The sequence below is a fragment of the Sphingomonas sp. DMC6 genome (genome assembly GCF_056314225.1).
On sequence record NZ_JBQUYT010000005.1, the window covers coordinates 55,612 to 81,189 of the forward strand.

Annotated in this window: 26 protein-coding genes; 5 read left to right on the forward strand and 21 right to left on the reverse strand. The window is 66.0% G+C overall.

Annotated elements, in window-relative coordinates; all coding sequences use genetic code 11:
• Positions 1–65: 65 nt before the first annotated feature.
• The 17 genes from ftsA to ACT53M_RS13280 all read right to left on the reverse strand — a co-directional run bounded on the left by ftsA (position 66) and on the right by ACT53M_RS13280 (position 19,028).
• Entirely contained in the window at positions 66–1,328 is a 1,263-nt protein-coding gene (gene ftsA / locus ACT53M_RS13200) for a cell division protein FtsA (RefSeq protein WP_476233909.1), read from the reverse strand.
• 14 nt (positions 1,329–1,342) lie between these two features.
• Positions 1,343–2,299, reverse strand: coding sequence for a cell division protein FtsQ/DivIB (locus ACT53M_RS13205; protein ID WP_476233910.1), 957 nt, complete (start codon positions 2,297–2,299; stop codon positions 1,343–1,345).
• Entirely contained in the window at positions 2,296–3,210 is a 915-nt protein-coding gene (locus ACT53M_RS13210) for a D-alanine--D-alanine ligase (RefSeq protein ID WP_476233911.1), read from the reverse strand. Before ACT53M_RS13210 ends, ACT53M_RS13205 begins: the two co-directional genes overlap by 4 nt.
• 139 nt (positions 3,211–3,349) lie before the next feature.
• Positions 3,350–4,237 (reverse strand): UDP-N-acetylmuramate dehydrogenase, encoded by an 888-nt coding sequence (gene murB / locus ACT53M_RS13215; protein ID WP_476233912.1) that lies wholly within the window; start codon positions 4,235–4,237, stop codon positions 3,350–3,352.
• A complete protein-coding gene (gene murC / locus ACT53M_RS13220) occupies positions 4,234–5,646 on the reverse strand; it encodes a UDP-N-acetylmuramate--L-alanine ligase (RefSeq protein ID WP_476233913.1) in 1,413 nt (470 codons plus the stop codon). Before murC ends, murB begins: the two co-directional genes overlap by 4 nt.
• A complete protein-coding gene (murG, locus tag ACT53M_RS13225; RefSeq protein ID WP_476233914.1) occupies positions 5,643–6,794 on the reverse strand; it encodes an undecaprenyldiphospho-muramoylpentapeptide beta-N-acetylglucosaminyltransferase in 1,152 nt (383 codons plus the stop codon). Before murG ends, murC begins: the two co-directional genes overlap by 4 nt.
• A complete protein-coding gene (locus ACT53M_RS13230) occupies positions 6,791–7,927 on the reverse strand; it encodes an FtsW/RodA/SpoVE family cell cycle protein (RefSeq protein ID WP_476234165.1) in 1,137 nt (378 codons plus the stop codon). The genes murG and ACT53M_RS13230 overlap by 4 nt, the downstream gene beginning before the upstream one ends.
• 89 nt (positions 7,928–8,016) lie before the next feature.
• Positions 8,017–9,396: a UDP-N-acetylmuramoyl-L-alanine--D-glutamate ligase gene (gene murD / locus ACT53M_RS13235; RefSeq protein WP_476233915.1), complete on the reverse strand. Its 1,380-nt coding sequence runs from the start codon at positions 9,394–9,396 to the stop codon at positions 8,017–8,019.
• On the reverse strand, positions 9,393–10,466 hold the full coding sequence (mraY, locus tag ACT53M_RS13240) for a phospho-N-acetylmuramoyl-pentapeptide-transferase (RefSeq protein ID WP_476228128.1): 1,074 nt from the start codon (positions 10,464–10,466) through the stop codon (positions 9,393–9,395). Before mraY ends, murD begins: the two co-directional genes overlap by 4 nt.
• Positions 10,454–11,839, reverse strand: coding sequence for a UDP-N-acetylmuramoyl-tripeptide--D-alanyl-D-alanine ligase (locus tag ACT53M_RS13245; RefSeq protein ID WP_476233916.1), 1,386 nt, complete (start codon positions 11,837–11,839; stop codon positions 10,454–10,456). The genes mraY and ACT53M_RS13245 overlap by 13 nt, the downstream gene beginning before the upstream one ends.
• Positions 11,840–12,134: 295 nt before the next feature.
• A complete protein-coding gene (locus tag ACT53M_RS13250) occupies positions 12,135–13,550 on the reverse strand; it encodes a UDP-N-acetylmuramoyl-L-alanyl-D-glutamate--2,6-diaminopimelate ligase (RefSeq protein WP_476233917.1) in 1,416 nt (471 codons plus the stop codon).
• Positions 13,547–15,250 carry a peptidoglycan D,D-transpeptidase FtsI family protein gene (locus ACT53M_RS13255; protein ID WP_476233918.1) on the reverse strand — a complete coding sequence of 568 codons (1,704 nt, stop codon included), beginning with the start codon at positions 15,248–15,250 and terminating at the stop codon, positions 13,547–13,549. The genes ACT53M_RS13250 and ACT53M_RS13255 overlap by 4 nt, the downstream gene beginning before the upstream one ends.
• Positions 15,247–15,828, reverse strand: coding sequence for a hypothetical protein (locus tag ACT53M_RS13260; RefSeq protein WP_476233919.1), 582 nt, complete (start codon positions 15,826–15,828; stop codon positions 15,247–15,249). The genes ACT53M_RS13255 and ACT53M_RS13260 overlap by 4 nt, the downstream gene beginning before the upstream one ends.
• Positions 15,828–16,775, reverse strand: coding sequence for a 16S rRNA (cytosine(1402)-N(4))-methyltransferase RsmH (gene rsmH, locus ACT53M_RS13265; protein WP_476233920.1), 948 nt, complete (start codon positions 16,773–16,775; stop codon positions 15,828–15,830). Before rsmH ends, ACT53M_RS13260 begins: the two co-directional genes overlap by 1 nt.
• Positions 16,772–17,257 carry a division/cell wall cluster transcriptional repressor MraZ gene (locus ACT53M_RS13270; RefSeq protein ID WP_476228134.1) on the reverse strand — a complete coding sequence of 162 codons (486 nt, stop codon included), beginning with the start codon at positions 17,255–17,257 and terminating at the stop codon, positions 16,772–16,774. Before ACT53M_RS13270 ends, rsmH begins: the two co-directional genes overlap by 4 nt.
• A gap of 411 nt (positions 17,258–17,668) precedes the next feature.
• The gene (locus ACT53M_RS13275) at positions 17,669–17,989 is read right to left on the reverse strand and encodes a hypothetical protein (protein ID WP_476233921.1); all 321 of its coding nucleotides are present in this window, start codon (positions 17,987–17,989) and stop codon (positions 17,669–17,671) included.
• Positions 17,990–18,035: 46 nt separating this feature from the next.
• A complete protein-coding gene (locus ACT53M_RS13280; RefSeq protein WP_476234167.1) occupies positions 18,036–19,028 on the reverse strand; it encodes a cysteine synthase A in 993 nt (330 codons plus the stop codon).
• A 184-nt stretch (positions 19,029–19,212) separates the two neighbouring features.
• On the opposite strand from ACT53M_RS13280, the gene ACT53M_RS13285 reads away from it, so the two are divergent.
• Positions 19,213–19,671, forward strand: a complete 459-nt coding sequence (locus ACT53M_RS13285) for a class I SAM-dependent methyltransferase (protein WP_476233922.1) — start codon at positions 19,213–19,215, stop codon at positions 19,669–19,671.
• Positions 19,672–19,721: 50 nt separating this feature from the next.
• On the opposite strand, the gene ACT53M_RS13290 is transcribed toward ACT53M_RS13285, so the two are convergent.
• Together ACT53M_RS13290 and ACT53M_RS13295 are read right to left on the reverse strand one after the other, a co-directional pair.
• Positions 19,722–20,132: a VOC family protein gene (locus ACT53M_RS13290; protein WP_476233923.1), complete on the reverse strand. Its 411-nt coding sequence runs from the start codon at positions 20,130–20,132 to the stop codon at positions 19,722–19,724.
• 52 nt (positions 20,133–20,184) lie between these two features.
• A complete protein-coding gene (locus tag ACT53M_RS13295; RefSeq protein ID WP_476233924.1) occupies positions 20,185–20,526 on the reverse strand; it encodes an Mpo1-like protein in 342 nt (113 codons plus the stop codon).
• A gap of 54 nt (positions 20,527–20,580) precedes the next feature.
• Here ACT53M_RS13295 and ACT53M_RS13300 point away from each other — a divergent pair, with 54 nt between their 5' ends.
• Together ACT53M_RS13300 and ACT53M_RS13305 are read left to right on the forward strand one after the other, a co-directional pair.
• The gene (locus tag ACT53M_RS13300) at positions 20,581–21,093 is read left to right on the forward strand and encodes a DNA-deoxyinosine glycosylase (protein WP_476233925.1); all 513 of its coding nucleotides are present in this window, start codon (positions 20,581–20,583) and stop codon (positions 21,091–21,093) included.
• Positions 21,094–21,220: 127 nt separating this feature from the next.
• Entirely contained in the window at positions 21,221–22,528 is a 1,308-nt protein-coding gene (locus ACT53M_RS13305) for a sensor histidine kinase (RefSeq protein WP_476233926.1), read from the forward strand.
• 20 nt (positions 22,529–22,548) lie between these two features.
• On the opposite strand, the gene ACT53M_RS13310 is transcribed toward ACT53M_RS13305, so the two are convergent.
• Positions 22,549–23,505 (reverse strand): alpha/beta hydrolase, encoded by a 957-nt coding sequence (locus ACT53M_RS13310; RefSeq protein WP_476233927.1) that lies wholly within the window; start codon positions 23,503–23,505, stop codon positions 22,549–22,551.
• A 20-nt stretch (positions 23,506–23,525) separates the two neighbouring features.
• Positions 23,526–24,011, reverse strand: a complete 486-nt coding sequence (locus ACT53M_RS13315; RefSeq protein WP_476233928.1) for a hypothetical protein — start codon at positions 24,009–24,011, stop codon at positions 23,526–23,528.
• Between the two features lie 281 nt (positions 24,012–24,292).
• On the opposite strand from ACT53M_RS13315, the gene ACT53M_RS13320 reads away from it, so the two are divergent.
• Both ACT53M_RS13320 and ACT53M_RS13325 read left to right on the forward strand, forming a co-directional pair.
• Positions 24,293–24,682: a hypothetical protein gene (locus tag ACT53M_RS13320; protein WP_476228143.1), complete on the forward strand. Its 390-nt coding sequence runs from the start codon at positions 24,293–24,295 to the stop codon at positions 24,680–24,682.
• Positions 24,683–24,781: 99 nt separating this feature from the next.
• A complete protein-coding gene (locus tag ACT53M_RS13325) occupies positions 24,782–25,522 on the forward strand; it encodes a ParA family protein (RefSeq protein WP_476228144.1) in 741 nt (246 codons plus the stop codon).
• The last annotated feature ends 56 nt before the right edge of the window (positions 25,523–25,578 follow it).

Consider the following 25,578-nt stretch of genomic DNA (forward strand, 5'->3'; position numbering starts at 1 on the left):
CAATCCTTATCTGCACGAACCAAGGCCACGACTCTAGCCAAAAGCAACCGGGCAGACGCATTTCTTTAATAATTTGCCTTAAACGCTGCCATCAACCGCTGCATCAGCGCGCCGGCGCTGGCCTTCGTCACCATCTGGTGACGACTCGGCTCCAGCGCGCGCAGGTCGATGGGGTCGGCAGCAGCGAACCGCGCGAGACCGGCCAGCGTTGAAAAGGCCGGGCCACTATGCGCGTTCGGCAGCGCGACCAGACCCTTGGGCTTGCCAACACGCACCGCAGCACCCAGCGCCTGCTGGGCATAATCCGCGATTCCCGCCAATTCGGCGCCACCACCGGTCAGCACAATCTGGCGACCGACCGGCTCATGAAAGCCCAGCTTCTTCAGTTCTTTCTGGATTTCGCCGATCAGCCGCTCCAGCCGCTGACGGATCACCGTGTTCAGCGCGGCGCGGGTGATGCGCGGACCATCCGTGCCCTCTTCCGGCGCGATCGGCACGACTTCAATCATCTCGTGATTGTCGCGCGGGCTAAGATTCGCCGAGCCGTGGAAGCATTTCGTCCGCTCCGCCCAGGCACGCGGCGTGCCAAAGGCCGAGGCGATATCGTCGGTAATGTCGGCGGACCCCATCGAAATCGACGCCAGCCCGGCCAGCACACCCTGCACGAACACCGACACGTTGGTGACCGCCGCACCAATTTCGACCAGCGCCACCCCCAGTTCGCGCTCCTCATCTGTGAGGCAGGCAAGCCCGGTCGCGACCGGCGCCGCGATGATCGAGCGCACTTCCAGATGCGCCGAGCGGACGCATAGGTCGAGATTGCGCACCGGCGACCCGTCGGTCGACACGACATGGATGTCGACTCCCAGCCGATCAGCGTGCAGGCCCAGCGGCCGCTTCACCCCCGAAAGACCATCAACCGTGTAGCGCGTCGGCTGGGCATGGAGCACCATCTTGCCCTGCGGATCGATCGCTTCGCGCCCTGCCTTGAGCAGTTCGTCGATGTCCGCCTGCTCGACGCGGTGGCCGCCCAGATCGGCTTCCAGTTTGACGACGCTGGAAACCAGACCGCCTGCGGAGAAGCTGACCCACACATCCTCAATGTTGAAGCCGGCAATCCGCTCCGCCTGTTCCACGGCCTCGCGTATGGCGATTTCGGTGGCGTGCATGTCGGCGACATAGCCGCGCTTGACGCCGCGGCTCTCGCGCTGGCCGGTGCCGAGCACAATGAGTTCGCCGTCATCGCCGCGCTGCGCGATCAGCGCCGATACCTTGGACGATCCCACATCCAGCGCGGTGATCAGTCCTTCCGGTGCAACCTTGGCCATTTCCCTGCCCCTCTTTACCCCTGTGTTCCCGCTGCCTTCGCTGTACCGCTTTCGGGCACTGGCGATGGCGCGGGCGACGCTGCCGGCACGGGCGTTCCCACCACGCCCTGACGCCGTACTACCAACTTGCTCGGATCGCGCATGTCAAACCCCAGATAGCCCTTGCCGAGCAACCGGTCACGCGCGTCGATATTCACGAATTTCTTCAGCGCCGCTGCCGCTTCATCGTCGCCTTCGGGCAGTTGCAGCTTCTCGCCTGAATTGAACACGACGTCCCAGCGGCGATTGCCCACCCAGGTCGCGGCCTTGACCAGCGGCTTCAGCGCCGGCTGCGTGTCCAGCAGTCGCTTGCGCGCAGGCTCCTGCGTGTTGGCGCCATCGCCGATCAGCAGCGGCAGGTCGGGCATCGCATCCGGCGACACCGGTTCCAGCGGCACGCCAGTCGGGTCGATCAGCATCAACTGCCCATGGTTCTGCCAAACCGCCGCCGGCTGGCGCTCGACGATATAGATGTGCAGCGTATTGGGCAGCCGCCGCGACACGCGCGCATCCTGCACCCAGGGGAATTTCAGCAGCCGCTGGCGCACATCGGCCAGATTGACCAGCGGCATCGCCCGCGAATCCTGATCGAGCACCTGCTCATAGACGGTCGCGCGGTCCATCCGCTTCAGGCCGTCGATCTGGATCTCGTCAACCTTCAGCCCGGCATCGCCCACCGCCTGGGCAAAGCCGACGCCGATCATCTGGGGAATGCCCGCCATGGTTGCGAGCACCAGCACGCCGGCGCCCACCGTACCCACGATGCTCCAGGTGACGATGCGGTGCAGCGTCGCCGGGCTGAACGGCAGGCCCGCCATTGCCTGATCGAGCACGCTCGGCCGCTTTGCCCGCCGCGCATTGCCGCCGCGCGGCTTCGGCTTGGCGCCCCGCCGGGTCGTCGCACGCTGTTGCTGGGCGGGCCTACGGCTCACAATGCCTCCTCGACGATACGCTGCACCAGCGTAGCATAGTCGATGCCCAGATGGCGCGCCTGTTCGGGCACCAGGCTCAGCGGCGTCATGCCGGGCTGGGTATTCACCTCGAGCAGGAACAGGCCGTCGACGCCCTGCGTATCGTCCCAGCGAAAATCGGCGCGCGAGGCACCCTTGCACCCGAGCAGGCGATGCGCATCGAGCGCGATCTGCTTGCACGCCTCGGCGATCTCGTCCGGAATCTGCGCCGGAAAGACATGCTCGGTCAGGCCGTCGGTATATTTGGCGTCATAGTCGTAGAAGCCGCTTTTGGGCTTCAACTCGGTCACGCCCAGCGCCTGATCGCCCAGCACGGCGGTGGTCAGCTCGCGCCCACGGATGAACGGCTCGGCGAGCAGTTCCTCGAATTCCTGCCAAGGGCCGCGCGCGTCCGGGCTGATCGGGTTGCCGTAATTGCCCTCGGCGGTGACGATTGCGACGCCGACCGACGAGCCTTCGTTCACCGGCTTCAGGACGTAGGGGCGCGGCAGAGGATCGTGCCGATACAGCTCCTCGCGCGATACCATCCGCCCGCCGGGCATCGGGATGCCGTGCGGCACCAGCGCCTGCTTGGTAAGCTGCTTGTCGATCGCGATGACCGAGGTGACCATGCCGCTATGCGTATAGCGGATGCCCATCAGGTCGAGCATGCCCTGCACGCTGCCATCCTCGCCCGGGGTGCCATGTAGTGCGTTGAACACCACGTCCGGCCTAGCCTCGGCGAGGCGCGCGGCGACGTCGCGGTCCATGTCGATCCGGGTGACGCGGTGCCCCAGGCTCTCCAGCGCATCCGCGACGCCGCCTCCCGACATCAGCGACACCTCGCGCTCGGCAGACCAGCCGCCCATCAGCACGGCGATGTGGAAGCTCATGCAATCCTCCCCCGCCAGGGGGAGGTGGCGCCGAAGGCGACGGAGGGGGCGGACGCACGACGGGCGGAGGGGGCTCCTCCCCCTCCGTCACGCTGCGCGTGCCACCTCCCCCTGGCGGGGGAGGATTGATAGACCACACTCACTTCGCCACTCCCACCCGCTGAATCTCCCATTCCAGTTCCACGCCCGACTGCGCCTTGACCCGCGCGCGGACGTCCTCGCCCAGCGCCTCAATATCGGCGCTGGTGGCTTCCCCCAGATTGAGGAGGAAGTTGCAATGCTTCTCGCTCACCTGCGCATCGCCGCGGCGCAAGCCCCGGCAGCCGGCCGCATCGACCAGCGCCCAGGCCTTGTGGCCCTCCGGGTTCTTGAAGGTCGAGCCGCCGGTCTTCGATCGCAGCGGCTGCGATTCCTCGCGCGCGGCGGCGATGCGGTCCATCTCGGCCTGGATGTCGTCGGGCGCCTTGGGGAAGCCGCGGAAGGTGGCGCTCACCACGACCGCGCCCTCGGGCAGACTGCTGTGGCGATAGGTGTAGCCGAGATCGGCATTGGCCAGCACGCGCCGCTCGCCCGAGCGGAGCACGACTTCGCACTCGACGAGAATGTCGCAGGTCTCGCGGCCATATGCGCCGCCGTTCATCCGGACGAAGCCGCCGACAGTGCCGGGGATAGAGCGCAGGAACTCGACACCGCCGATGCCCCAGTCGCGCGCCTTGGACGAAACGAGAATGCCCGAGGCACCCCCGCCGCAGCGCAGGCTGGTCTCGTCGACCTGCTCGACGGCGGCGAACGCCTTGCCGAGCCGGATTACCACCCCCGGCACGCCGCCATCGCGCACGATCATGTTCGAGCCGAGGCCGAGCCCCATCACCGGCACCGCCGGGTCGAGCGCAGCTAGGAACGCGGCAAGATCATCGGTATCGGCCGGCTCAAACAGCCACTCCGCTGCGCCGCCGCTCTTGAACCATACGAGCGGCGCCAGCGGGGCGTTCGGAGTCAGTTTTCCACGGGCCGGGGGAAGCGTCACGCATCCCCCCGCGCGGCCGCAATGGCAGGCGCCAGACCCGCGGCCCATTTCGTGATGTCCCCTGCTCCCAGGCACACGACCATGTCATCCGCACGCACCACGCCGGCGAGCGCCTGCGCGAGCGCCGCCGCGTCGGTCGTGGATGCCACCGCTCGGTGACCGCGCCGTGAGATATTCTCGACCAGCGCATCGGCGTGCACGCCCTCGATCGGCGCCTCGCCTGCCGGATAGACCGGGGCGACATAAACCATGTCGGCGTCGTTAAAGGCCTGGGCGAACTCGTCCATCAGATTGCTGAGGCGGGTATAGCGGTGCGGCTGCACCACGGCGATCACGCGGCCGCGCGCGCTTTCACGCGCCGCCGCCAGCACCGCGCGGATTTCCACCGGGTGATGGCCGTAATCGTCGATGACGGTCGCGCCCGCGACTTCGCCCACCTTGGTGAAGCGCCGCTTGACGCCGCCGAACTTGGCGAAACCCTGCTGGATCGTCGCGTCGGGAATGCCCAGTTCCAGCGCCACGCCGATCGCCGCCAGGGCGTTCTGCACATTGTGTCGGCCCGGCATCGGCAGCTCGATATTCTCGATCGAGCGCGTCGTGCCGTCGCGATGGCGGATGATCGCCTCGAAGCGGTTGCCGCCGGCGTGCGGCGTCACGTTCACCCCACGCACATCGGCGCTCGCCGCAAAGCCATAAGTGACGATCCGCCGGTCGCGCACGCGCGGGATGATCGCCTGCACTTCCGGATGGTCGAGGCACAACAATGCCGCGCCATAGAAGGGCACATTCTCGACAAACTCGACGAACGCCGCCTTCACCTTCTCGAACGAGCCATAATGGTCGAGATGCTCGGGATCGATATTGGTGACGATCGCATAGGTGCCGTCGAGCCGCAGGAAGCTGCCGTCGCTCTCGTCCGCTTCCACGACCATCCAGTCGCTGTCGCCCAGCCGGGCATTCGAGCCGTACTGGTTGATGATCCCGCCATTGATGACGGTGGGGTCCACCCCGCCAGCATCGAGCAGCGCCGCGACCATCGAGGTCGTCGTGGTCTTGCCGTGCGTGCCCGCGACCGCCACCGTCGATTTCAGCCGCATCAGTTCGGCGAGCATTTCCGCACGCCGCACCACGGGAATACGGCGCTGATAGGCGGCTTCGACTTCGGGATTGGTCCGCACGATCGCGGTAGAGACCACCACCACCGCGGCATCGCCCAGATTTTCCGCATCATGACCGATAGCGACCGGAATGCCGCGGTCGCGCAAGCCCTGCACGACATAGCTGTCCGCGACGTCGGAACCCTGCACCTTGTAGCCGAGATTGTGCATCACCTCGGCGATACCGGACATGCCGATGCCGCCGATGCCGACGAAATGAATGGTCCCGATGTCGGTGGCGACGCCCTTCATGCGTAAGCTGGCCTTCCCTGGAGCGTGGTGCGGCGGAGCCCGGCGGGCGCCTCCGGTGCGTGGATCGATTCGACGAGGTCGGCCAGGTCTCTGGCGGCGTTGGGCCGGCCGCAGGCGCGCGCGCGGGCGGCGGCATTTTCCAGCGCCTGCGGCTCGAGGCCCAGCTTCTGCATCTGCTTGGCAAGCTCAGTCGCGGTAAAGCTGCGTTGCGGGATCGTACGTGCGCCGCCGGCAGCGGTGATCTCGCGCGCATTCGCGGTCTGGTGATCGTCGGTGGCGCTGGGCAGCGGCACCAGGATCGCGGGGCGCCCGGCGGCGGTCAGCTCCGAAATGGTCGACGCCCCTGCTCGCGCAATCACCAGATGCGCCCAGGCCAGCCGCTCGGGGAGATCGGGCAGATAGGTGGCGATCTCCGCCGGAATTTCATGCGCGGCATATTTGGCGCGGACCGTCTCGACATCCTCGACGCGCGCCTGATGCGTCACCTGCAACCGGCGGCGGAAATGCACCGGCAACAGCGCGAGCCCGTCGGGCACCACCTGGCTGAGTATCGAGGCGCCCTGGCTGCCGCCGGTCACCAGCACGCGGAAGATGCCGTCTTCCTCCAGGATCGGATAGGGCCGGCTGCGCAGCGCCAGCACCGCCTCGCGCACCGGATTGCCGACCAGATGCGTCTTGGCCTCCCAGCCGGGCTTCAGCCGCTCGGTCTGTTCATAAGAAGTGGCGATCGCATCGACACGCCCCGCCACCAGCCGGTTGACGCGGCCGAGCACCGCATTCTGCTCGTGGACGATCGTCGGGATGCGCGCGCTGAACGCCGCCAGCAGCGCCGGAAACGCCGGATAGCCGCCGAACCCGATAACGGCAGAGGGCATCATTTCGCGATAGAGCTTCAGCGCCATCGCCCGGCCCGCCACCATCTTGCGTGCCGCCTTGACATAGCCGAGCACGCCGCCGCCCAGCCGACCGGCCGGCAGCACATGCGTTTCGACATCCTCGAACAGGCCGGGAAAGCGCACGCCGCGATCGTCGCTGACCAGCGCGACATGATGGCCACGGGCGGCCAGCTCCGCCGCCAGCGCGGCCGCGGGCACCATATGCCCGCCGGTGCCACCAGCTGCGAGGACGTAACTGCGCGGTTCGGTCATGCTTTGCTCCAGCGGCCTGAATAGGGCGAGCGCTTCAGATACGGGTTTCGCCGCGTGAAAGCGAGCAGCAGGCCATAGCCGATCGAAAGCGCGATCATCGATGAGCCGCCATAGCTGATGAACGGCAGCGTCATGCCCTTCGACGGGGCGATGCCGGTGTTGACCGCCATGTTGATCAGCGCCTGCACGCCGAACTGTGCGGCGAGCCCCGCTGCCGCCAGCAGTCGGAACGGGTCTTCCTCGTCGAGCAGCTTCATCAGCACGCGGATGACGATGGCGAGATAGAGCAGCAGGATCACCGCACAGGCGATCAGCCCGAACTCCTCGCCGATGACCGCGAAGATATAGTCGGTATGCCCCTCGGGCAGCCGGAACTTGGCCTGGCCGCTGCCCGGCCCCGCGCCGAAGAGGCCGCCTGCGGTCAGCGTGTCATGCGCCATTTCCACCTGATAGCGATCGGCCAGCGCGGCTTCCTTGGTCGGGAACAGGAAATTGTCGATGCGGGTGCGGGCGGTGCCATAGAAGATATAGGCGGTCACCACCCCGGCCACCGCCACCCCGCCCAGGCTGGCGATCGCCCCGGGCGAGATGCCCGAGATCATCAGCAGGATCACCCAGACGACGCCGAACACGATGGTCTGGCCGAAATCGGGCTGGAGCATCAGGAGCACGCCGATCAGCGCGGTCAGCGCACCTGTGACGATCATCACCGGCAACTGCGGATCCTTGGCACGGAACGACAATATCCACGCAGTCGACACGATGAACAGCGGCTTCAGGAATTCGGACGGCTGCAGGTCCGAAATGCCCATGTTGATCCAGCGCTTGGCGCCGTTCACTTCATGGCCCACGAACGGCAGCAGCGCCATCAGCACCAGAAAGAACACCGCACCCACCAACGACAGCCGCCGCGCCAGCCTGGTCGGCAGCATCGACACGACGATAAGCACGGGCACACACACGCACACCCACATCAACTGGCGCCAGAAATAATACATCGGCTGCATGATGTGCGTCGCGTCGGAATAGCGGCGCGCGGTCGCCGGCGATGCCGCCGCCACCGCCACCAGCCCGATCGCGATCAGCAGCATAGCAAGCAGCAGCAGCACGCGGTCGACTTCCCAGAACCACATGCCCGCGCGCGAGCGGCTGGCACGGTTCAATTGGCTGGGAATGCGCGGTAGGCCGCCCTTGATTTCACCCGCGTCTTCGGCCGCCCGGCTCACCCGAGCGCCTCCACCGCGGCGCGAAAGGCATCGCCCCGCGCCTCGAAATCGCGGAACTGGTCGAACGAGGCACAGGCGGGCGATAGCAAAACCGTGTCGCCAGGCGCGGCCTGCGCCGCCGCCGCCCGTACTGCCGCTTCCAGGGTTCCCGATTGCTCGACAGGCATTTCGCCTTCGAGCAGCCGCGCGAACAGCGGCTCCGCCTCGCCGATCGTATAGGCACGCACGACCTGGCCGAAACCGGGACGGCACGCCTCCAGATTGTCGGTCTTGGCGACGCCGCCCAGAATCCAGTGGATGCGCGAAAATGCCGCAAGCGCCGGGGCCGTCGATTCCGGGTTGGTCGCCTTACTGTCGTTGACGAAGGTGACGCCGTTTCGGGTTGCGACACGCTCCATCCGGTGCGGCAGGCCGGGAAAGGTCTCGAGTCCCTTGTCGATCGCCGCGCGGTCGATCCCCAGCGCCTCGCACGTGGCGATCGCGGCAAGCGCATTCTGGGCATTATGCGGCCCCTGCAGCGCCGGCCAGCGCGACTGGTCCATGCATACACCGGGGGCGATCTTGGTCACATCGCCTACACGGCCGGACCAAGCCAACTCCTTCGCAACACCTGCCGACCAAGCATCGGAAATTCCGATAATCGCCGCGTGGCCGGCACTCTGCATCGTGAAAAGACGCTCTTTTGCCCGCGCATAGTACTTCATGCCGCCGTCATAGCGGTCGAGATGGTCGGGGGTGATGTTGAGCAGCACCGCGACATCGCAGTCGAGGCTGTGGGTCAGGTCGATCTGGTAGCTCGACAGCTCCAGTACATAGATACCGCCTTCGGGGAGCGGTTCCTGGCCAAGGATCGGCAGGCCGATATTGCCGCCGAGCCGGGTCGGAATGCCCGCCATCTCGATGATGTGGTGGATCAGCGCGGTGGTGGTCGACTTGCCGTTGGTGCCGGTGATCCCGACCACGCGGTGCGGCGGCAGATCGGCGCGCGCCTGCGCAAACAGTTCGATGTCGCCGATCAGCGGCACGCCGGCCGCGTGCGCATGCGGCGCGATCGGGTGGCGGTTGACCGGCACACCGGGAGACACGACCATGCCGGTATAGCCGGTGAGATCGGATTCGAGGGGATCGGCAAGCACCAACTCCCTCTCCCCTTCAGGGGAGAGGGGCATATCGGGAGCCCCGCCGACAGGCCCATCTCCCCGCCCCTCTCCCCATAAGCGGGGGAAGGGAGACAGTGCCTCCCGCGCCGCCTCGTTCGAATCCCACGCCAGCACGTTCGCCCCGCTGGCCAGCAGCGCGCGCACGGTCGCGGCGCCCGAGCGTGCGAGCCCGAGCACCGCGAAGCGTTTGCCGCGCCAGGCGGGGCTGGTGATCACCGCAGCTTCAGCGTCGCCAGACCGGCCAGCGCCAGCACGAAGGCGATGATCCAGAAACGGATCACCACGGTCGGCTCCGACCAGCCAAGCTGTTCGAAATGATGATGGATCGGCGCCATCTTGAACACGCGCTTGCCGGTGCGCTTGTAGAAGAACACCTGGATGATGACGCTCAGCGCCTCCATCACGAACAGGCCGCCGATGATGCCCAGCACCAGTTCATGGTGGGTGGTGACGGCAATGGTGCCGATCGCCCCGCCCAGCGCCAGGCTGCCGGTATCGCCCATGAACACTGCTGCGGGCGGCGCATTGAACCACAGGAAGGCAAGCCCCGCCCCGATCATCGCGCCGCAGAAGATCGCGAGGTCGCCCGCGCCCGGCACGTGCGGAATGCCCAGATAGGTGGCGTAGATCTTGTTACCGGCCAGATAGGCAATCAGCATGAACGCCATGCCTGCGATCACCACCGGCATCGTCGCCAGCCCGTCCAGCCCGTCGGTCAGGTTCACGGCATTCCCGAACGCCACGATCGTGAAGGCGGCAAAGGCAATGTAGAAATAGCCGAGATTGGGGTGCACCCAGCTGAAGAAGGGCACGTAGAGCTGGGTATTGCCCTGTGCGAAGATGATGATGCCGCTGGCAATGCCCGCGATGATGAATTCGCCCAGCAACCGCACCTTGCCCGATACGCCGGCAGTCTTCTGCTTCCGCACCTTGTCGTAATCGTCAAGGAAACCGATCATGCCGAAGCCGAGCGTCACGAACATGCACGCCCACACAAAGGCGTTACGCAGATCCATCCAGATCAGCAGCGACAGTGTCAGGCTGGTCAGGATCATCAGCCCGCCCATCGTCGGCGTGCCGCGCTTGGCGAGGTGGCTCTGCGGCCCGTCAGTGCGGATCGGCTGGCCCTTGCCCTGACGCAGCCGCAGCCAGCCGATAAATTTCGGCCCGATCAGCAGGCCGATCAGCAACGCCGTTGCCACCGCCCCGCCAGTGCGGAACGACAGATACCGGAAGAGATTCAGAACGCCGGGGAAGCCCAGCTGCTCTGCGATCAGATAGAGCATGTTTGCCTTTCCGCCAGCGCCGCGACGACCGTCGCCAACCGTACGCCGTTCGACCCCTTTATGAGCACCGCGTCCCCGGCGGCGAGCATGGATTCCAGCTCGGCCTTCGCAGCTGCGGCATCGCGCACATGGACGAAATCGATCCGCCCCTCAAGCGCGCGTGCAAGCGGGGCCATCGCATCGCCAACCAGAATGGCACGCGATACGCCTGCCGCCACGACCGGATCGGCCAGTTCGGCATGCAGCGCGTCGGAGTGCACGCCCAGCTCGCGCATCTCGCCCAGCACCGCCAGCTTGCGACCGGGTTCCTGCGCCAGCACGGCCAGCGTTGCCCGCACCGACGAGGGGTTAGCGTTGTAGCTTTCGTCGATCACCAGCGCGCTGCCGTCGCCCACCGGCACGGTCAGCCGCGCGCCGCGCCCGGCAAGGCCGCCCATTTCGGCCATGGCGAGCCCCGCCAGTTCCAGATCACCGCCGACCGCGTCGACCGCAGCCAGAATGGCCATCGCATTGGAAACCCAGTGGTCACCGGGCTGGGACAAGGTGCAGCTCAGCTCGCGGTTGCCGAAGCGGGCCAGCACATGATTACCGCCATTGCGCGCGCGAACAATGTCCATCGCGCGATAGTCCGCTCCCTCGCCCAGCCCGAAAGTGACGATCCGCGATGCATAGGGCCGCGCCGCCGCCAGCAACCGGTCGCGATGCGTGCTGTCGAACGGCACGATCGCGGTACCGCCCGGCTCCAGCCCCTGAAAGATTTCGCCCTTGGCGTCGGCAATCCCTTCGACGCTGTCGAAAAAGCCGAGATGCGCGGGCGCGATCGCCGTGACGATGGCGACATGCGGCCGCACCAGCCGGGTCAACTGGGCAAGCTCGCCGGCATGGTTCATGCCCATTTCCAGCACGCCGAAGCGCGCCGTGCGCGGCATCCGGGCGAGGCTGAGTGGCACGCCGGTATGGTTGTTGTAGCTCTTCACCGACCGATGCGCACAGCCGGGGTCGATCCGGTCGAGCGCGGCGAACAGCGCCTCCTTGGTACCGGTCTTGCCGACCGATCCGGTCACGCCGATGATTTTCGCCGCCGACCGCGCCCGCGATGCCGTGCCGAGCGCGTTCAGCGCGGCCATGGTGTCGGGCACCAGCACATGCGGATGCGCCGTCGGTTCGGATACCACCGCACCCGCCGCACCCTGCGCGAAGGCCTGATCGAGGAAGCGGTGCCCGTCGGTGCTCTCGCCCTTCAGCGCGAGGAACAGGTCGCCGGGGCCGACCTCGCGGGAGTCGAAGGCAACACCGAAGACAGCAAAGTCGGACGAAGCCGCGCCACCCGTCGCGGCGGCAATTTCGGCGGAGGTCCAGAGGTGGCCGCTCATCGCGCGGTCTCCCGCACCGCAAGCGCCACAAAAATCTCTCTCCTTGCAAGGGATAGCAACCGCATTTGGGGAAGGAAGCCTCGAACACATGGTTTCCCCTCCCTGAAAGGGAGGGGATAAAGGGGTGGGTGCGCGCGTCTGCGCGCTACGAAAACTCTAGGTACCTGGTCGAAAGCGAGTCCCGCCGCCTGACGGCGGCGGACCCACCCCCGCCCCCTCCCTGCAATGCAGGGAGGGGCGCGATGGCGCCCAACGCGATCACCCCGCCTTCCTGGCAAAGACCGTAACAGCCCCCTCACGCGGCGCATTCCCGGGCCACGGTCACATCGTCGAACGGCAATACCAGCTCGCCCACAATCTGCCCTTGTTCATGCCCCTTGCCGGCGACCAGCACGATATCCTGCGGGCCGGCCATCTGCACCGCGGCGCGGATCGCTTCGCGACGGTCGCCGATCTCGGTGGCATCCGGCGCGCCCTTCAGGATTTCGGCGCGGATCGCCGCCGGATCCTCGGTGCGCGGATTGTCGTCGGTCACGATCGCGACGTCGGCACCCGCCGCCGCCGCACGGCCCATCAGCTCGCGCTTGCCGGCGTCGCGGTCGCCACCCGCGCCGAACACCAGGATCAGGCGTCCGTCGGTATGTGGCTTCAGCGCAGCGATCGCCGCCTCCAGCGCGTCTGGCGTATGAGCATAATCGACATAGACCGGCGCCCCCGCCGCCGTGATCACCGCGCGTTCCAGCCGTCCGCGCACCGGCTGCAACCGCGCCAGATTGGCGAGCGTGGCAGCGACATCGCCGCCGGTTGCAATCACCAGCCCGGCTGCGGTCAGCGCATTGGCCGCCTGATAGGCACCGATCAACGGCAGCATCACCTTGTGCGTCTTGCCCTCGGCCTCGATATCGAGCGCCTGTCCGAGCAGCGAGGGGGTGCGCCCAGCAAGCCGCAACGTCTTGCCATGCTCCCCCACAGTGATCAGCCGGTTCCCGCGCATCCGGGCGAGTTCCTCGACCTGCGGTGCATAAGGATCGTCGGCCCACACCACCGCCGTGCCGTCCATATCTAGCACATCGGCGAACAGCCGCATCTTCGCGCAGAAATAGGCAGCCATGTCGCCATGGTAGTCGAGGTGATCGCGGCTGAGATTGGTGAACGCCGCCGCGCGCACCGGCAACCCCTCCGTCCGATATTGCGACAGGCCGTGCGAAGAGGCCTCGAACGCGACATGGCTCACGCCCTCGCGCGCGAGGCCGGCGACGTTCGACAGGAAGGTGACGATGTCGGGCGTGGTGAGGCCGGTCGCGACGCGTTCGTCCGCCGTTGTAACGCCGAGCGTGCCGATCGATGCGGCATGGAAGCCCGCCATGCGCCAGAGCTGGCGCGTCATCTCGACGGTGGAGGTCTTGCCGTTGGTGCCGGTGACTGCTGCCGTCACCGGCGGAAACGGCGCAAAGAACTGTGCCGCAAGCCGGGCGAAGCGCGCCCGCGGATTGGCATCAGCAATGTGGACCGCCCCCTCGACCTTCGCCTCGGGCCGCGCGACGACGGCAATTGCGCCCGCTTGCACGGCGGCGGGAATGAAATCCTCGCCATTCACGCGCGTGCCTTCGAAGGCGCCGAAAATCGTGCCCGGCGCGACCTTGCGGTGATCGATGGCAAAGCCGGTGACGATCGCGCCTTCGTCACCGCCGGTCAGGGTTCCCAGCTTCATTCGGTGCCAGCCCCCGGCTCGGGCGACGCGGCGAGCAGCGGCAGCAGTTCGCTCTCGTCGATATCGCGGGCATTGTCGGGGGCGATCCCCATGATCGCACCGGTGCGCGCAATCACGCGCGAGACGACAGGTGCCACTGTCCACGCGGCAGTGGTTCGGGGGGTATGGGCGTTCGCCTTGGGTGAGTCGAGCATCGCAACCACCACATAGCGCGGTGCGTCGATCGGGAAAGCCGCCGCGAAGGTGGAGACGTTGCGATGCTTGTCATAGCCGCCTTCGCTCGCCGCCTCGGCCGTGCCGGTCTTGCCGGCGACGCGATAGCCGGGCGCCTCGCCCTTGCGGCCGGTACCCTTGAGCACGATCAGGCGCAGCAGCTGCCGCATGCGGAAGCTGGTCGATTCCTGGATCACGCGCTTGCCAGCCGGAGGGTGCGCCGGGTCCACTTTCATCAGCGTCGCCGGGCGCCAGATGCCGCCGTTCACCAGGGCTGCATAGGCGTTGGCAAGGTGTAGCGGCGTGACCGCGATGCCATGACCATAGGCTGTGGTCATCACGGTGATGCGCCCCCAGCTACTCGGCCAGAGCGGCCGCACTGCGCGGATCTGGATGTCCGGGCGCTGGTCGAAACCGAGACGACGGAACATGTCCTGAATCTTCGCCGCGCCGAGTTCGTCGGCGATCCGGGCGGTGGCGATGTTCGACGAATAGATCAGCGTTTCCGGGATGTTGAGCCAGCGAAACTGCTCGTCGCCCGGATCGTCATGGATGGTGAAGCGGCCGATCTTCATCGGTTCAGTCGCGTCGAACCGGCGCGACATGGAGGTGATCGTTCCGGAATCGATCGCCGCAGCGATGGCGATCGGCTTGAAGGTCGATCCCAGTTCGTACACGCTCTGCGTCACATTGTTGCGCGGCGGCGGGCCGTCGAGGGAATTGGGATTGAAGCTGGGCAGCGAGGTCATCGCAACCACTTCCCCGGTATGCACGTCGAGCACGATTCCGGCGGCACCGCGCGCCTGCAGATCGGCCATCGCATGGCCCAGCTCACTCTCAAGCGCCGCCTGCACGCGCGAATCGAGTGACAATGTCACCGGCTGGCCGCGCCGCGCGGGGTCGCTCAGTTGCGCGTCGAGCACCTTCTCCATGCCCGCCACGCCATGTCCGTTGCCGTCGAGATAGCCGAGCACATGCGCTGCCATCTCCGACTGGGGATAAAGCCGCTCCGTCTCGCGCTGGAACTCGATAGCCGGCTCGCCCAGCGCGTTCATCGCGTTGACCAGTTCGGGCAGCGCCCGGCGCTTCAGGAAGGCAAAGCTGCTGCCCGAGTTGAGCAGCGCATAATATTGGCCGGCGGTGCGCTCCGGGATCAGCTCGGCAAGCTTCTGGGCTAGCTGCCCCTTGTCGCCAATCACCTGATTGGGGTGGATCGCGATCGTCCAGGCATCGATGCTGCGGGCAAGCGGCGTGCCGTTGCGGTCGACGATGTCGCCGCGCGCCGGAAGCAGCGCGGCACTCAGGTCGCGCGTGGCCGCCGGCCCGGCCGAAAGCGCCAGAAACCCGAGCTTAAGCATGATGCCTAGGGTTGCCGCACCGAACAGCAGCGCAAGGATCATCAGGCGCAGTTGCGCAACGGCGACCATCGCCTGCCGGGCACCGCCCGAGGCGCGGGTGCGCGCCGGCGGGGCAACGACAACCGTCAACGCAGGGCCAGTTGCTCGCGCTGGGCGACGCGGCGCAGATCGTCGATCGTCGAGGCGCTGAGCACGGGCCGGTCAGCCATTGCCAACTTCGAACGCGCAACCTTATGCATCAGCCCCTGGAGTTCCTTGCCCTGCCCGTCATCCGCCGAAGCAACGTGACGAGCCGGCGCAGCAGCCCCCTGCCCGTTCGTGACATTCTGGGCCACCACCGGTGCGACAGCATGCACCGGAGATGCGCCAGCCGGAATCACCAGCGCGGCGGTTTCGACCTTTACGCCCTCTGCCTGCTGATGGTCGAGCGCGGCCAGACCGCTGACGCTCGCCAGATATTGCTGCGGCGCAGGCGCGTTCATCGCCAGAACATCTCCGTTCCAGCGCTCGATCTGGGCCAGGTTGGCGCGCGTGTCGAATTCGGTCTCCAGCCCGCGAATATCGCGGCGTGCCTGGATGATCGCCGTTTCGACGGCCTTCAGATGCGCCCGCTCGGCCGCCCCGTGCGAGGTGACCATGTAGCAGGCCGGCGCCACGATCACGCCGCAAATGAACCAGCCAAGTCCCTTGAAGCCATGTACCGCCATCACGCCACTCCTTCACTCGGCCACGGCGCCGCGGCTGTCCGCCGCGCAACACGCAGCGTCGCAGACCGGGCGCGCGGATTACGCGCCACTTCCTCCTCGCCGGGGCGCACGGCCTTGGCGGGAGCTTCAAAACTCGGTTCCGCCCGCGGACCGACCGCCGGGCGATGGCGCGAACCGGCAGGCTCGCCGCCGCTGCGTTCGCGCAGGAAGCGCTTGACCAGCCGGTCCTCCAGGCTGTGGAACGTCACCACCGCCAGCCGGCCGCCCGGCTTCAACAGCCGCTCCGCCGCGGCCAGCCCCTCGGCCAGCTCGTCCAGCTCGCGGTTGATGTGGATGCGCACCGCCTGGAAGGTGCGGGTTGCAGGATCCTTCTTGTCATGCGGGCGATAGCCCAGCGCCTTGCGAACCACCGCCGCCAGCTCGCCGGTGCGCGCCAGCGGGCGCGCCGCGACGATCGCCTTCGCCACCCGGCGCGCACGCGGTTCCTCGCCATAGTGGAACAGCACATCGGCGATCTCGCCTTCGTCGGCGCTGTTCAACCAGTCGGCCGCGCTCTCCCCGTCGGCCGCCATGCGCATGTCGAGTGGCCCGTCCTGCTGGAACGAGAAGCCGCGCTCGGCCTGATCGAGCTGCATCGACGAAACACCGATATCCATCGTCACGCCATCGACCGGCGCAAGCGCGCGCGCTTCCAGTTCCTGCGCCATCCGGCTGAACGGCGCCTCGACCAGTTCCAGCCGACCCGCCGCCTCGGCCACCAGCGCCTGGCCGCCGACAATCGCCGTCGGATCGCGGTCGAACGCCACAACCGCCGCCCCTTTGCCCAGCATGGCGCGCGTATAGCCACCGGCCCCGAACGTCGCATCGACATGCCGCTCGCCAGGCACAATGGCGAGCGCATCGATCACTTCGTCGCGCAGCACGGGAATGTGCGGGGCGTCGCTCACAGCTTCACCCCCTTCGACTGCATCAGGAACTCGCAGATTTCCTTCAGGCCCGGATCCGCTTCGGGATCGGCCAGCAGCACTTCGGGCGCCCAGATGTCGAACGTGTCGGCATTGCCCACGAAGAAGGCGAACTTGCCGATCTTTGCCTTGGCGCGAAAGAAAGGCGGAATGACGAAGCGGCCGCTATCGTCGAACGGCGCACGCTCGACCTGACCGAAGGCACGACGCTTGGCGCGCCCGTCGGGCTGGTCGCCGCGATCGATTGCCTGCTGCTCCTGCCGGTCGATGCGCTCGTACTTCTCCTTGGACCAGCCAAGGTCATGCGCAGAAAGGCACGCATCGAAGCCGTGCAGGCCAACAACGATCTGGCGCACTTCGGAATTGCGCTCGACTGCAGCACGCAGGTCTGAGGGTATGGCGACACGACCTTTCTGGTCGACCGCCTGGAGCGCAAATCCTTCGAAGAGCTCCCTGTCCGCCACACCCAACCCCGAGCCGGGCACACCCCTCCCGCCACCGGAATCGCGGTCGCCCGCGCCAGTTACGAAGCTGAAACGGAGAGAAAGGGTGTGCCCCCCTTTAACGCTCTCTTTTAAGCACAATTGACGCCGGGAAGCAACGGGAAGTTAGGGGATAGAAGGGGATTTTGCCCCACTTAGCCCCAAATACAGTCCATAATCTTTATATGACCCCCATTTGTTCTATATATGGTTCGTCGCCAGAGCGGCGCTGCGGCGGCATTTAGGTGCATTTCCTGAGCCGGTGGGGGCTTTTCCCCGAAAATCCCGGCGACGCCCGCATCCGGTGGGTCCGCGGCCCGTGCTGGCCCGCGGCGATTGTGCGTTACGGTCTTTGGTGAGGCGGCGTCCGGTGCGCTTCGCAGCGCTTGCGGCTCAGCGTGGACGGGCGCCTTTGTTTCCCGAATTTTGCCCGGCTGCGGCCGGCGCAGTCGTATCCGTGCCGGGTGCCACGCCCAGCTCGGCAAGCGGCTCGTCCTTGCTCTTGTCGATGCTGCTATTGGCGGTACCGGAAAGATTGGCGACCACCGACTGGTTCGCCGCCCCGACAGCCGACACGGCCTCCTCCCGGCTCGCCGAGGAATAGACGACCGAGAAGATACCGATGACCATCACGACAACCGCCAAGCCGGTGACACCGACCTGCACGCGCTGCATCGCCTGGCCACGATCCTGATGCGATCCGATTTTGGTCACTGTGGCATAAATGTAACGCGCAAGCCCGCGTTTGTCGAGGGCGTGCTTAATCGCGCGCCAGCCAGGGGGGAACGGGGAGCCCCTTTTCCCTTAGCCATACAGGGTTGTAGAGCGTCGAGAGGTAGCGAAAGCCGGTGTCGCAGAGGATCGTCGCGATCCGCTTCCCCGGCCCCAGCATGCGCGCCAGCCGCACCGCCCCCGCAACGTTGATGCCGGACGAAAGACCGAGGCAGAGCCCCTCCTCCGCCAGCAACCGCCGCACCCACTCCAGCCCCTCTTCGTCGCTGATGCGGAACTGGGTGTCGATCGGCGCCCCCTCCAGATTGCCGGTGATGCGGCCCTGGCCGATGCCTTCCGCAACCGACGAACCTTCGGCGCGCAATTCGCCGCACGCATAATATTCGTACAGTGCGGCACCATGCGGGTCGCTGAGCGCGATAGTGACGTTTTCATCCTTCGCCTTGAGGCCCAATCCGACCCCCGCGATAGTGCCGCCGGTGCCGGCCGCGCAGGTAAAGCCGTCGATCCGGCCTTCCATCTGCTCCCAGATCTCTTCGGCCGTACCGCAGATATGCGCGCGACGATTGGCGATATTGTCGAACTGGTTTGCCCAGATCGCGTTCGGGGTTTCCTCGGCGATCCGGCGGCTGGTGTGCACGAAATGCCCAGGATTGGCGTAGGGCGCGGCTGGTACCAGCACGAGCTCGGCCCCCAGCGCGCGCAGGGTATCCATCTTTTCGCGCGACTGCGTCTCCGGCATCACGATGATCGTGCGATAGCCCTTGGCATTTGCGACCAGCGCGAGACCGATGCCGGTATTGCCCGCCGTGCCCTCGACGATCGTGCCGCCCGGCGCGAGCGTGCCCTGCTCTTCCGCATCCTTGACGATATACAGCGCCGCGCGATCCTTCACCGAGGCGCCGGGGTTGGCGAACTCGCACTTGGCGAAGATGTCGCAACCGGTCGCCTCGCTGGGGCCCTTCAGGCGCACGAGCGGGGTGTTGCCGATCAGCGCGAGGCTGTCCTTGGTACCATGCATGATCGCCAGATAGGCGTTGGGGGCCGTACCGCGCAAGCAACGCTTGATAGCTGCTGGGAAAGCGCGGCTTCGCCTTTGCGAAAACTTTATGCGGTGGCCTTGTTTCCCCTCTCGAAGCTTAACGCTGCCACCGCCTAGATCCCGCGCATGAGCCGCGCCGACGCGCGGCATGATGAGGCACCGCATGATTCCCGGCCACTATTTCAGCACGCTGTTGCATCGCTCTGCCGAACGCGCCGATCGGCCCGCCACTTCTCTGCCCCAGAGGCGGATCGAGCAGGCGCTGGTTGACTGGCGCACCCATGGGCATCGGTCGATCCGTATCCTCGATCTGGCCTGCGGTGACGGCCGGCAGTTGATGGAGACGCTGCGGTACGCGCGCAAACTCGGTTTCGTGTCGATCGAGGGGCGCGGTGTCGATGTCGCACCGCGCCTGATCCGCCACGCTCGGCGAGCGGCCGCGATGCTGAAACACCCCAGCACCGAGCTGGTGTTCGAACTGGCGGAGCCGATCGGCGCGCTGGCCGCCGAACATGACGGTGCGGCCGACCTGATTCTGCTCGGAGAGGCATTGCCCTACCCCGCCAGCCCGCTGCGCCGCGCGCTCGACCGGGTTTGCGCCGGGACGATCCTTGCGCTGTAGGTCGAAGCGCCGCCCCCGAGGGAACCCGCCGCTCCGCTCGTCATCTCGGCTTAGACGGGTTGAAGGAAGGTGAGCCCGTACCCATCCGGATCAGCCACGGAAAATGCGAGCATTCCATACCCGGTTATTTCGGGCGACGCGGCCTTCACCCCCCGCGCCGTTATCTCAGCGTACAATGCCGATACGTCGTCACAGCCGATGTAGAGGCACGTATGTCGGGTGCCTTGCCAACGCGGCTCATGCCGGCCAGCCGGGCGCTCATTGGAATCATATGCCGTATTCAGCATGATTTGCACGCTCCCGCGGCCCAGCCTCACGAAATGGGAAAAACGGCCTTCGTTCGTTTCAACCTCCGGCGACGCATATAGCAGGTTGAAGCCAAGCTGATCCCGATAGAACGATACCGACGAGATCATGTCAAAGACCTCGAAATAGGGCGTAACGCCATTCAGCTCGGGCATCGTCGAAACTCCAGCATAGGAGGCGATCGCCGCTCAATCGCGGCAGAGCGGTCTATTGGTCGACAGTCTGGACGAGCCCTGCCTGCTTCAGGTGCGGACCCAGCCGCCCGGTCAGCCACAGGAAGAACATCCGGTAGTCCGAGGCCAGTGACCACAACGGATAGGTGAAGGTCGCCGGGCGGTTGCGCTCGACGCCGAAATGCGCACCCCAGGCAAAGCCATATCCGGCCAGCGGGATCGCGGCGAACCACCAGCGGTTGAGCAACAGGCCAGCCACCAGCGCGGCAAAGGTGAGCGCAGTTCCGATATAATGCAGGCGCCTTGTCGCAGGCTTTGCATGCTCGCGCAGATAATAGGGCCAGAAATCCCGATAATGGGTGATCGTACGGGCCATGGCGAAACTATACATCGCTTACGCGGCGCCGCAAGCTGCGCTACTGGCGCGACGATGACCGAACCACAGCCCCGCAAATACAGCTTTCCACCCGTAATCGATGCGGAGGTCCGGCTGCTGGTGCTGGGTTCGCTGCCGGGCGAACGGTCGCTGGCGGCACAACGTTATTATGCGCATCCGCAGAATCAGTTCTGGCAGTTGATCTCGCCCGCGGCAGGACGCGACCTGGTACCACTGTCCTATCCCGAGCGTCTGGCCGCGCTGCTCGCCGCGCATATCGGCCTGTGGGACGTCGTCGCGAGCGCAACCCGCCCGGGCAGCACCGACGCCGCACTGCGCGAAATAGAGCCGCACGATCTGGCCGGGCTGGCCACGCAACTTCCCGCCCTGCGTGCCATCGCCTTCAATGGCGCGACGGCACATCGTCACGGCGTGCGCCAGCTCGGTTCGCTGACCGAGCGATACCGGATTATCGCGCTGCCCTCGTCCAGCCCGTTGCATACGGTGGGAATTGCAGGAAAAATGCCCGCTTGGTCGGCGCTCACCGAGGTGACCAAAAAGCACTAACACTTTGCATTAGCATGTTAATGCAAAGCGTTCGCAGGTTTTTGCGCAACCATCCTAAGGAGGAATACGTAATGTTGCAGCGCATCAGCGGTAACTAGCCTCCGCCAACTTTCACACAAAGAACAAGATGCCCGATCACCGCGTCGCACCTCTCGAACCGGACATGTCGGGCCCTACGCCAGCGATAGAAGAACTGCGCCACCCGCGCCTGCTCGAACTTCTCTCCGCGTCTGCCGCTGATCTTCTCGAAGCGCACGAGATGGCGGACGCGCTCGAACGGGTCTTCACGATGATCCGCACCGAGCTTCGTCTCGATGTGTTCTTTCACTATGATTATCATCATGCTGCCGATCTTGCGCTGGTCGCCCATGGCGGGCTTAGCGTGGACGAGGCCGAGGCAGGCGCCCGGGTTCCGCTGGGCTTTGCCATTTGCGGTCATGTCGCCGCCAGCCGGCAACCCATCATTGCCGACAACATTCAGGATTCGGAGAATCCGCGCGACGAATTCGTGCGCCGGATGGGAATCAATGCCTTTGTTTGCATGCCGCTGGTTCACGGCGGCGAGTTGCTGGGCACGCTCGGCTTCGGGCGGCGCAAGACCCCCCGCTTCGAGGAGGCCGAGGTCGGGTTTCTCCAGACGCTGTGCAGCTATGTTGCGCTAGCGAAGCATCATATCGGGGTGGACCAGGAGTTGCGCGCAAGGATTGCCGAACGCGAACGGCTGCTGGCGGAGCGCGTCGAAATGGAGCGGCAGGTACTGGAACTGACCCGCGCGAGCGCGCTGGGCGCCATCGCTGCGACTGTCGCGCACGAACTCAATCAGCCGCTATCGGCCGCCGTCAATTATCTCGCAGCGATCCGGTTGAGTTCCGAGACGGGCGCGCGCGCGAGAGAGCTTACCGTAGCGGCGGAAGCGCAGTTGCAGCGCGCCGGCGAAATCATCCGACGCATCCGCCGCATGGTGCGTCATAGTGACGTGGTGCTCGAGCATCGCGAACTGGCACCGGTCATCGGTGAGGCAGTGAGCCTGGTGCGCGCGGCATCCGGCGTCCGCCTGCCCGACATCCAGGTGGAAATCGGCGACGGCGCTGCGTACGCCCAGTTCGATCATGTCCAGATCGTCCAGGTGCTCGCCAATCTGCTGCGTAATGCCACTCAGGCGACGCATGGCCGCCCGCATGCGCGCGTTCAGGTGCGCGCAGCACTCCACAGCAGCCGCGAAGTGGAAATCAGCGTTGCCGACAATGGTCCGGGTGTGGCGCCCGAATTGCGCGAAATTCTGTTCCAGCCCGGCCTTGCCAGCGCCCGTCACGGCATGGGGCTGGGGCTGGCCATTTCGCACAGCCTGGTGGAAGGCCATGGCGGTCAGATCTGGGTGAGCGAAACGCCGGGTGGCGGCGCCACCTTCACCTTCACGCTACCGATCAGCTGCTAGCGCCGCCGGCGCCGCACGCTTTACAGCATGTGGATAGTGCGAAGCCAAGCCTCAACCAGCCTGGGCCAGCCGGAGACGGGGAATTTGGTCGGGCGCACCCCGAAGGCATGACCGCCTTCGGCATAAAGGTGCAACTCCACCGGTACCTTCGCGGCGCGAAGCGCCATCGCATAGGCAACGGCGTTATGCACATCATCGACCGGGTCGTTCATGGCCTGGAGCAGGAAGGTCGGGGGCGCTGCGCGGCTGATCACGTTCCAGGGCTGCAGCCCCAGCCCCTGCCCCGCCCATAAATGGCCGGGATAGAGCGCGATCGCGAAATCCGGCCGCGACGATTCCCGGTCTGCCGCATCAACGGCAGCATAGCTGCGGGTCTCGGCATTGCTGACCGCCGCCACCAGATGCCCGCCAGCGGAAAAACCGATGACGCCGATCTTGCGAGGATTGATCCGCAGCGTCGATGCCCGCTGCCGCAACAGCCCCATCGCCCGCTGCGCGTCCTGCAGCGCGAGCTGGACCTTCGGCGCGCGTTCCTTGCCGCCCTTGTGCCAGTCCTGCGGCGTCCGATATTTGAGCAGCACGCAGGTAATGCCCTGGCCGGTCAGCCAATCGCAGACTTCGGTGCCTTCCAGATCGACCGCCAGCCCTTGATAGCCGCCGCCGGGAAACACCATTACCGCGACGCCGCTATTCTTTCCCTTGGGCGGAAAGATCGTCATGGTCGGCCGCGACACATTGGTGAGATAGGTCCAGGGCCGTCCCGCAACGGGACTGGTCCCCGCCATCACCTTTTCCGGGCCGGTCACTTCGGGGCGCAGGATCGCGAGGCCCTTGGGCCAAAGCGCAATCTGTTCCCCACCGCCCGGCAGCCACGGCGACGCAGGCGGCGTAACGCCTTGTGCATGGCTCGCGGCCGGCATCATCGCCGCACACGCCATCAGCCAAGCAATTGCAGTTCGCACGACCCGCTTTGTCATTTTCGATCCCTCAACCCCATTCAGGGCGCAGCGTTATAAGGCACCGCTTCCGCCTCGTTGTACATATCATAGCGGATTTGTTCGATGGGGAGCGGAGTTGCGCATCCTGCGAAACGGCGCACCCCTATCCGCAGCTCGGCGGACAGCGACTTGCCAGCCACGCCCGGACAGGCATTTGCCATCAGCGTGATGGTGACCGGCTCGCCCGCCGGCGTCTGGGTGGGATAGAGTGCCTTGCCCTGTTCCAGCCGCGGGGAGACCGGATAATAGGGCGTCTCGGCACCGCCCGCCGCGCGATACTGAATGCGGCCGGGCGCCAGATCGAGTTCCCATTTTGGGTCACTTCCACGCAACCGGAGCGGCTTCGACAAGTCGAAACCAGCAAAGACGGGCCCGGGCTTGATCGTCAGGCGCCGGGCAGCATTGTCCGCTTCGTCCGCCTCATCGTGCGACGAACAACCGGCCAACAGAACCAAAGGCGCCAATAGCGAAAGCACGGATTTCATCGCCAGTCTCCCTGCCGCTCCCTGCACGGGCGCACCGGGCAACGTCAAGTCGGCCCCGGCGGACAATTCACCGGTCAGAGACAAGGAGTAGCTCGCCATTTCGCATCGCGGGAGGTTTCGCAATTGTTGCGTTCTACGTAACGGAGAAACCCAGAATAGCCTTGGATATGCCCAAAAGGGCAACATTATAACATTCCCGTTGCGGCGCACAAAGAGCTGTGACCTTATATCCGGGATTCCCCTTGACGATTGTTGCGTCCTAAGGAAAAGCACACCCCGCTATGAACAACCGCCTCCCCCTCGCCCTTTCCGCCGCAGCGCTGCTTGCGCTTGCCGCCTGCAACAACAAGCCCGAAGTAGTGGACAGCCGCTCGCCGGACCCGATGGCCTCGCAGCTCGCCAACGCCGCGCCGAAGGAAGCGCCGCCCACGATCGCTGCCAGCGTCACTTTCCGCTGCCAGCCGGGCAACACCCTGCTGTTCGTCGACTTCTTCAACGGCGACAAGATGGCCACCCTGCGCGAGAAGAAGGACTCGATGAAGTCCATCCTGCTCAAGGCACCGGAAGCGGGCCAGCCCTATGTCGGCGAAGGCGGCTACAAGGTGGCCGGCAATGCCAAGGCCGCGACGATCACGCTGGCCGACGGTTCGACACACACCTGCAAGGCCTGAACCGGGCCCCTTTCGCAATTTGCTGCAAGAAATCGGCCCGGCGGGATTCCCGTCGGGCCTTTTTGCTGTATGCGTTGCAGCCAGAGGAGGAAGCAGCGCGTGGCCACGATTGCGATCTACAGCCTGAAGGGCGGTGTGGGCAAAACCACCCTGGCGGTGAATCTGGCATGGGCATCCGCCGAACGATCGGCGCGGCGCACCTTGCTCTGGGATCTCGATCCGCAAGCGGCTTCCACATTCCTGCTCGGCAACGACCAGGCCCCCTCGCGCCAGGCGCAAGCGATCTTCTCGCGCGATGTGGCGGCCGACCGGCTGATCCTCCCCACACACTTCGCCCGGCTGGAACTGCTGCCCGCCGATACCTCGCTACGCGGGCTCGACCAGTTCTTCCACGATCTGGACAAGAAGAAGCGGCTGCAGAAGCTGCTCGCCGATCTGGCCGCCGACTATGACCGCATCCTGCTCGATTGCCCGCCGGGGCTGACCGAAACCAGCGAGCAGGTGATGCGCGCCGCGGACCTGATCGTCGTCCCGGTCGTTCCCTCCCCGCTTTCCGAACGTGCCTTTGCCGAAGTGGAGGCACATCTTGCTGCCAGGGGATCGAAAGTGCCGCTGATGCCCGTGCATGCCATGGTCGATCGCCGCCGGCGCCTGCATGTCGAGGCTGTCGAGCGGCACGCCGACTGGCCGGTCATTCCGATGGCGAGTGTGATCGAATCGGTCGCCGCGCGGCGCCTGCCGGTGGGCGCCTTCGCGCCGCGCACCGCCGCCGCGCGTGCATTTGCCGATATCTGGCAGTCGATCGAGCAGCGCCTCGCGCGGCGCAGCGGAGCGAAGTGAGCCGGCCGCACGCACCGGAACAAGCGCTCGATCCTGGGCTGGTGCTGCGCGCCTAT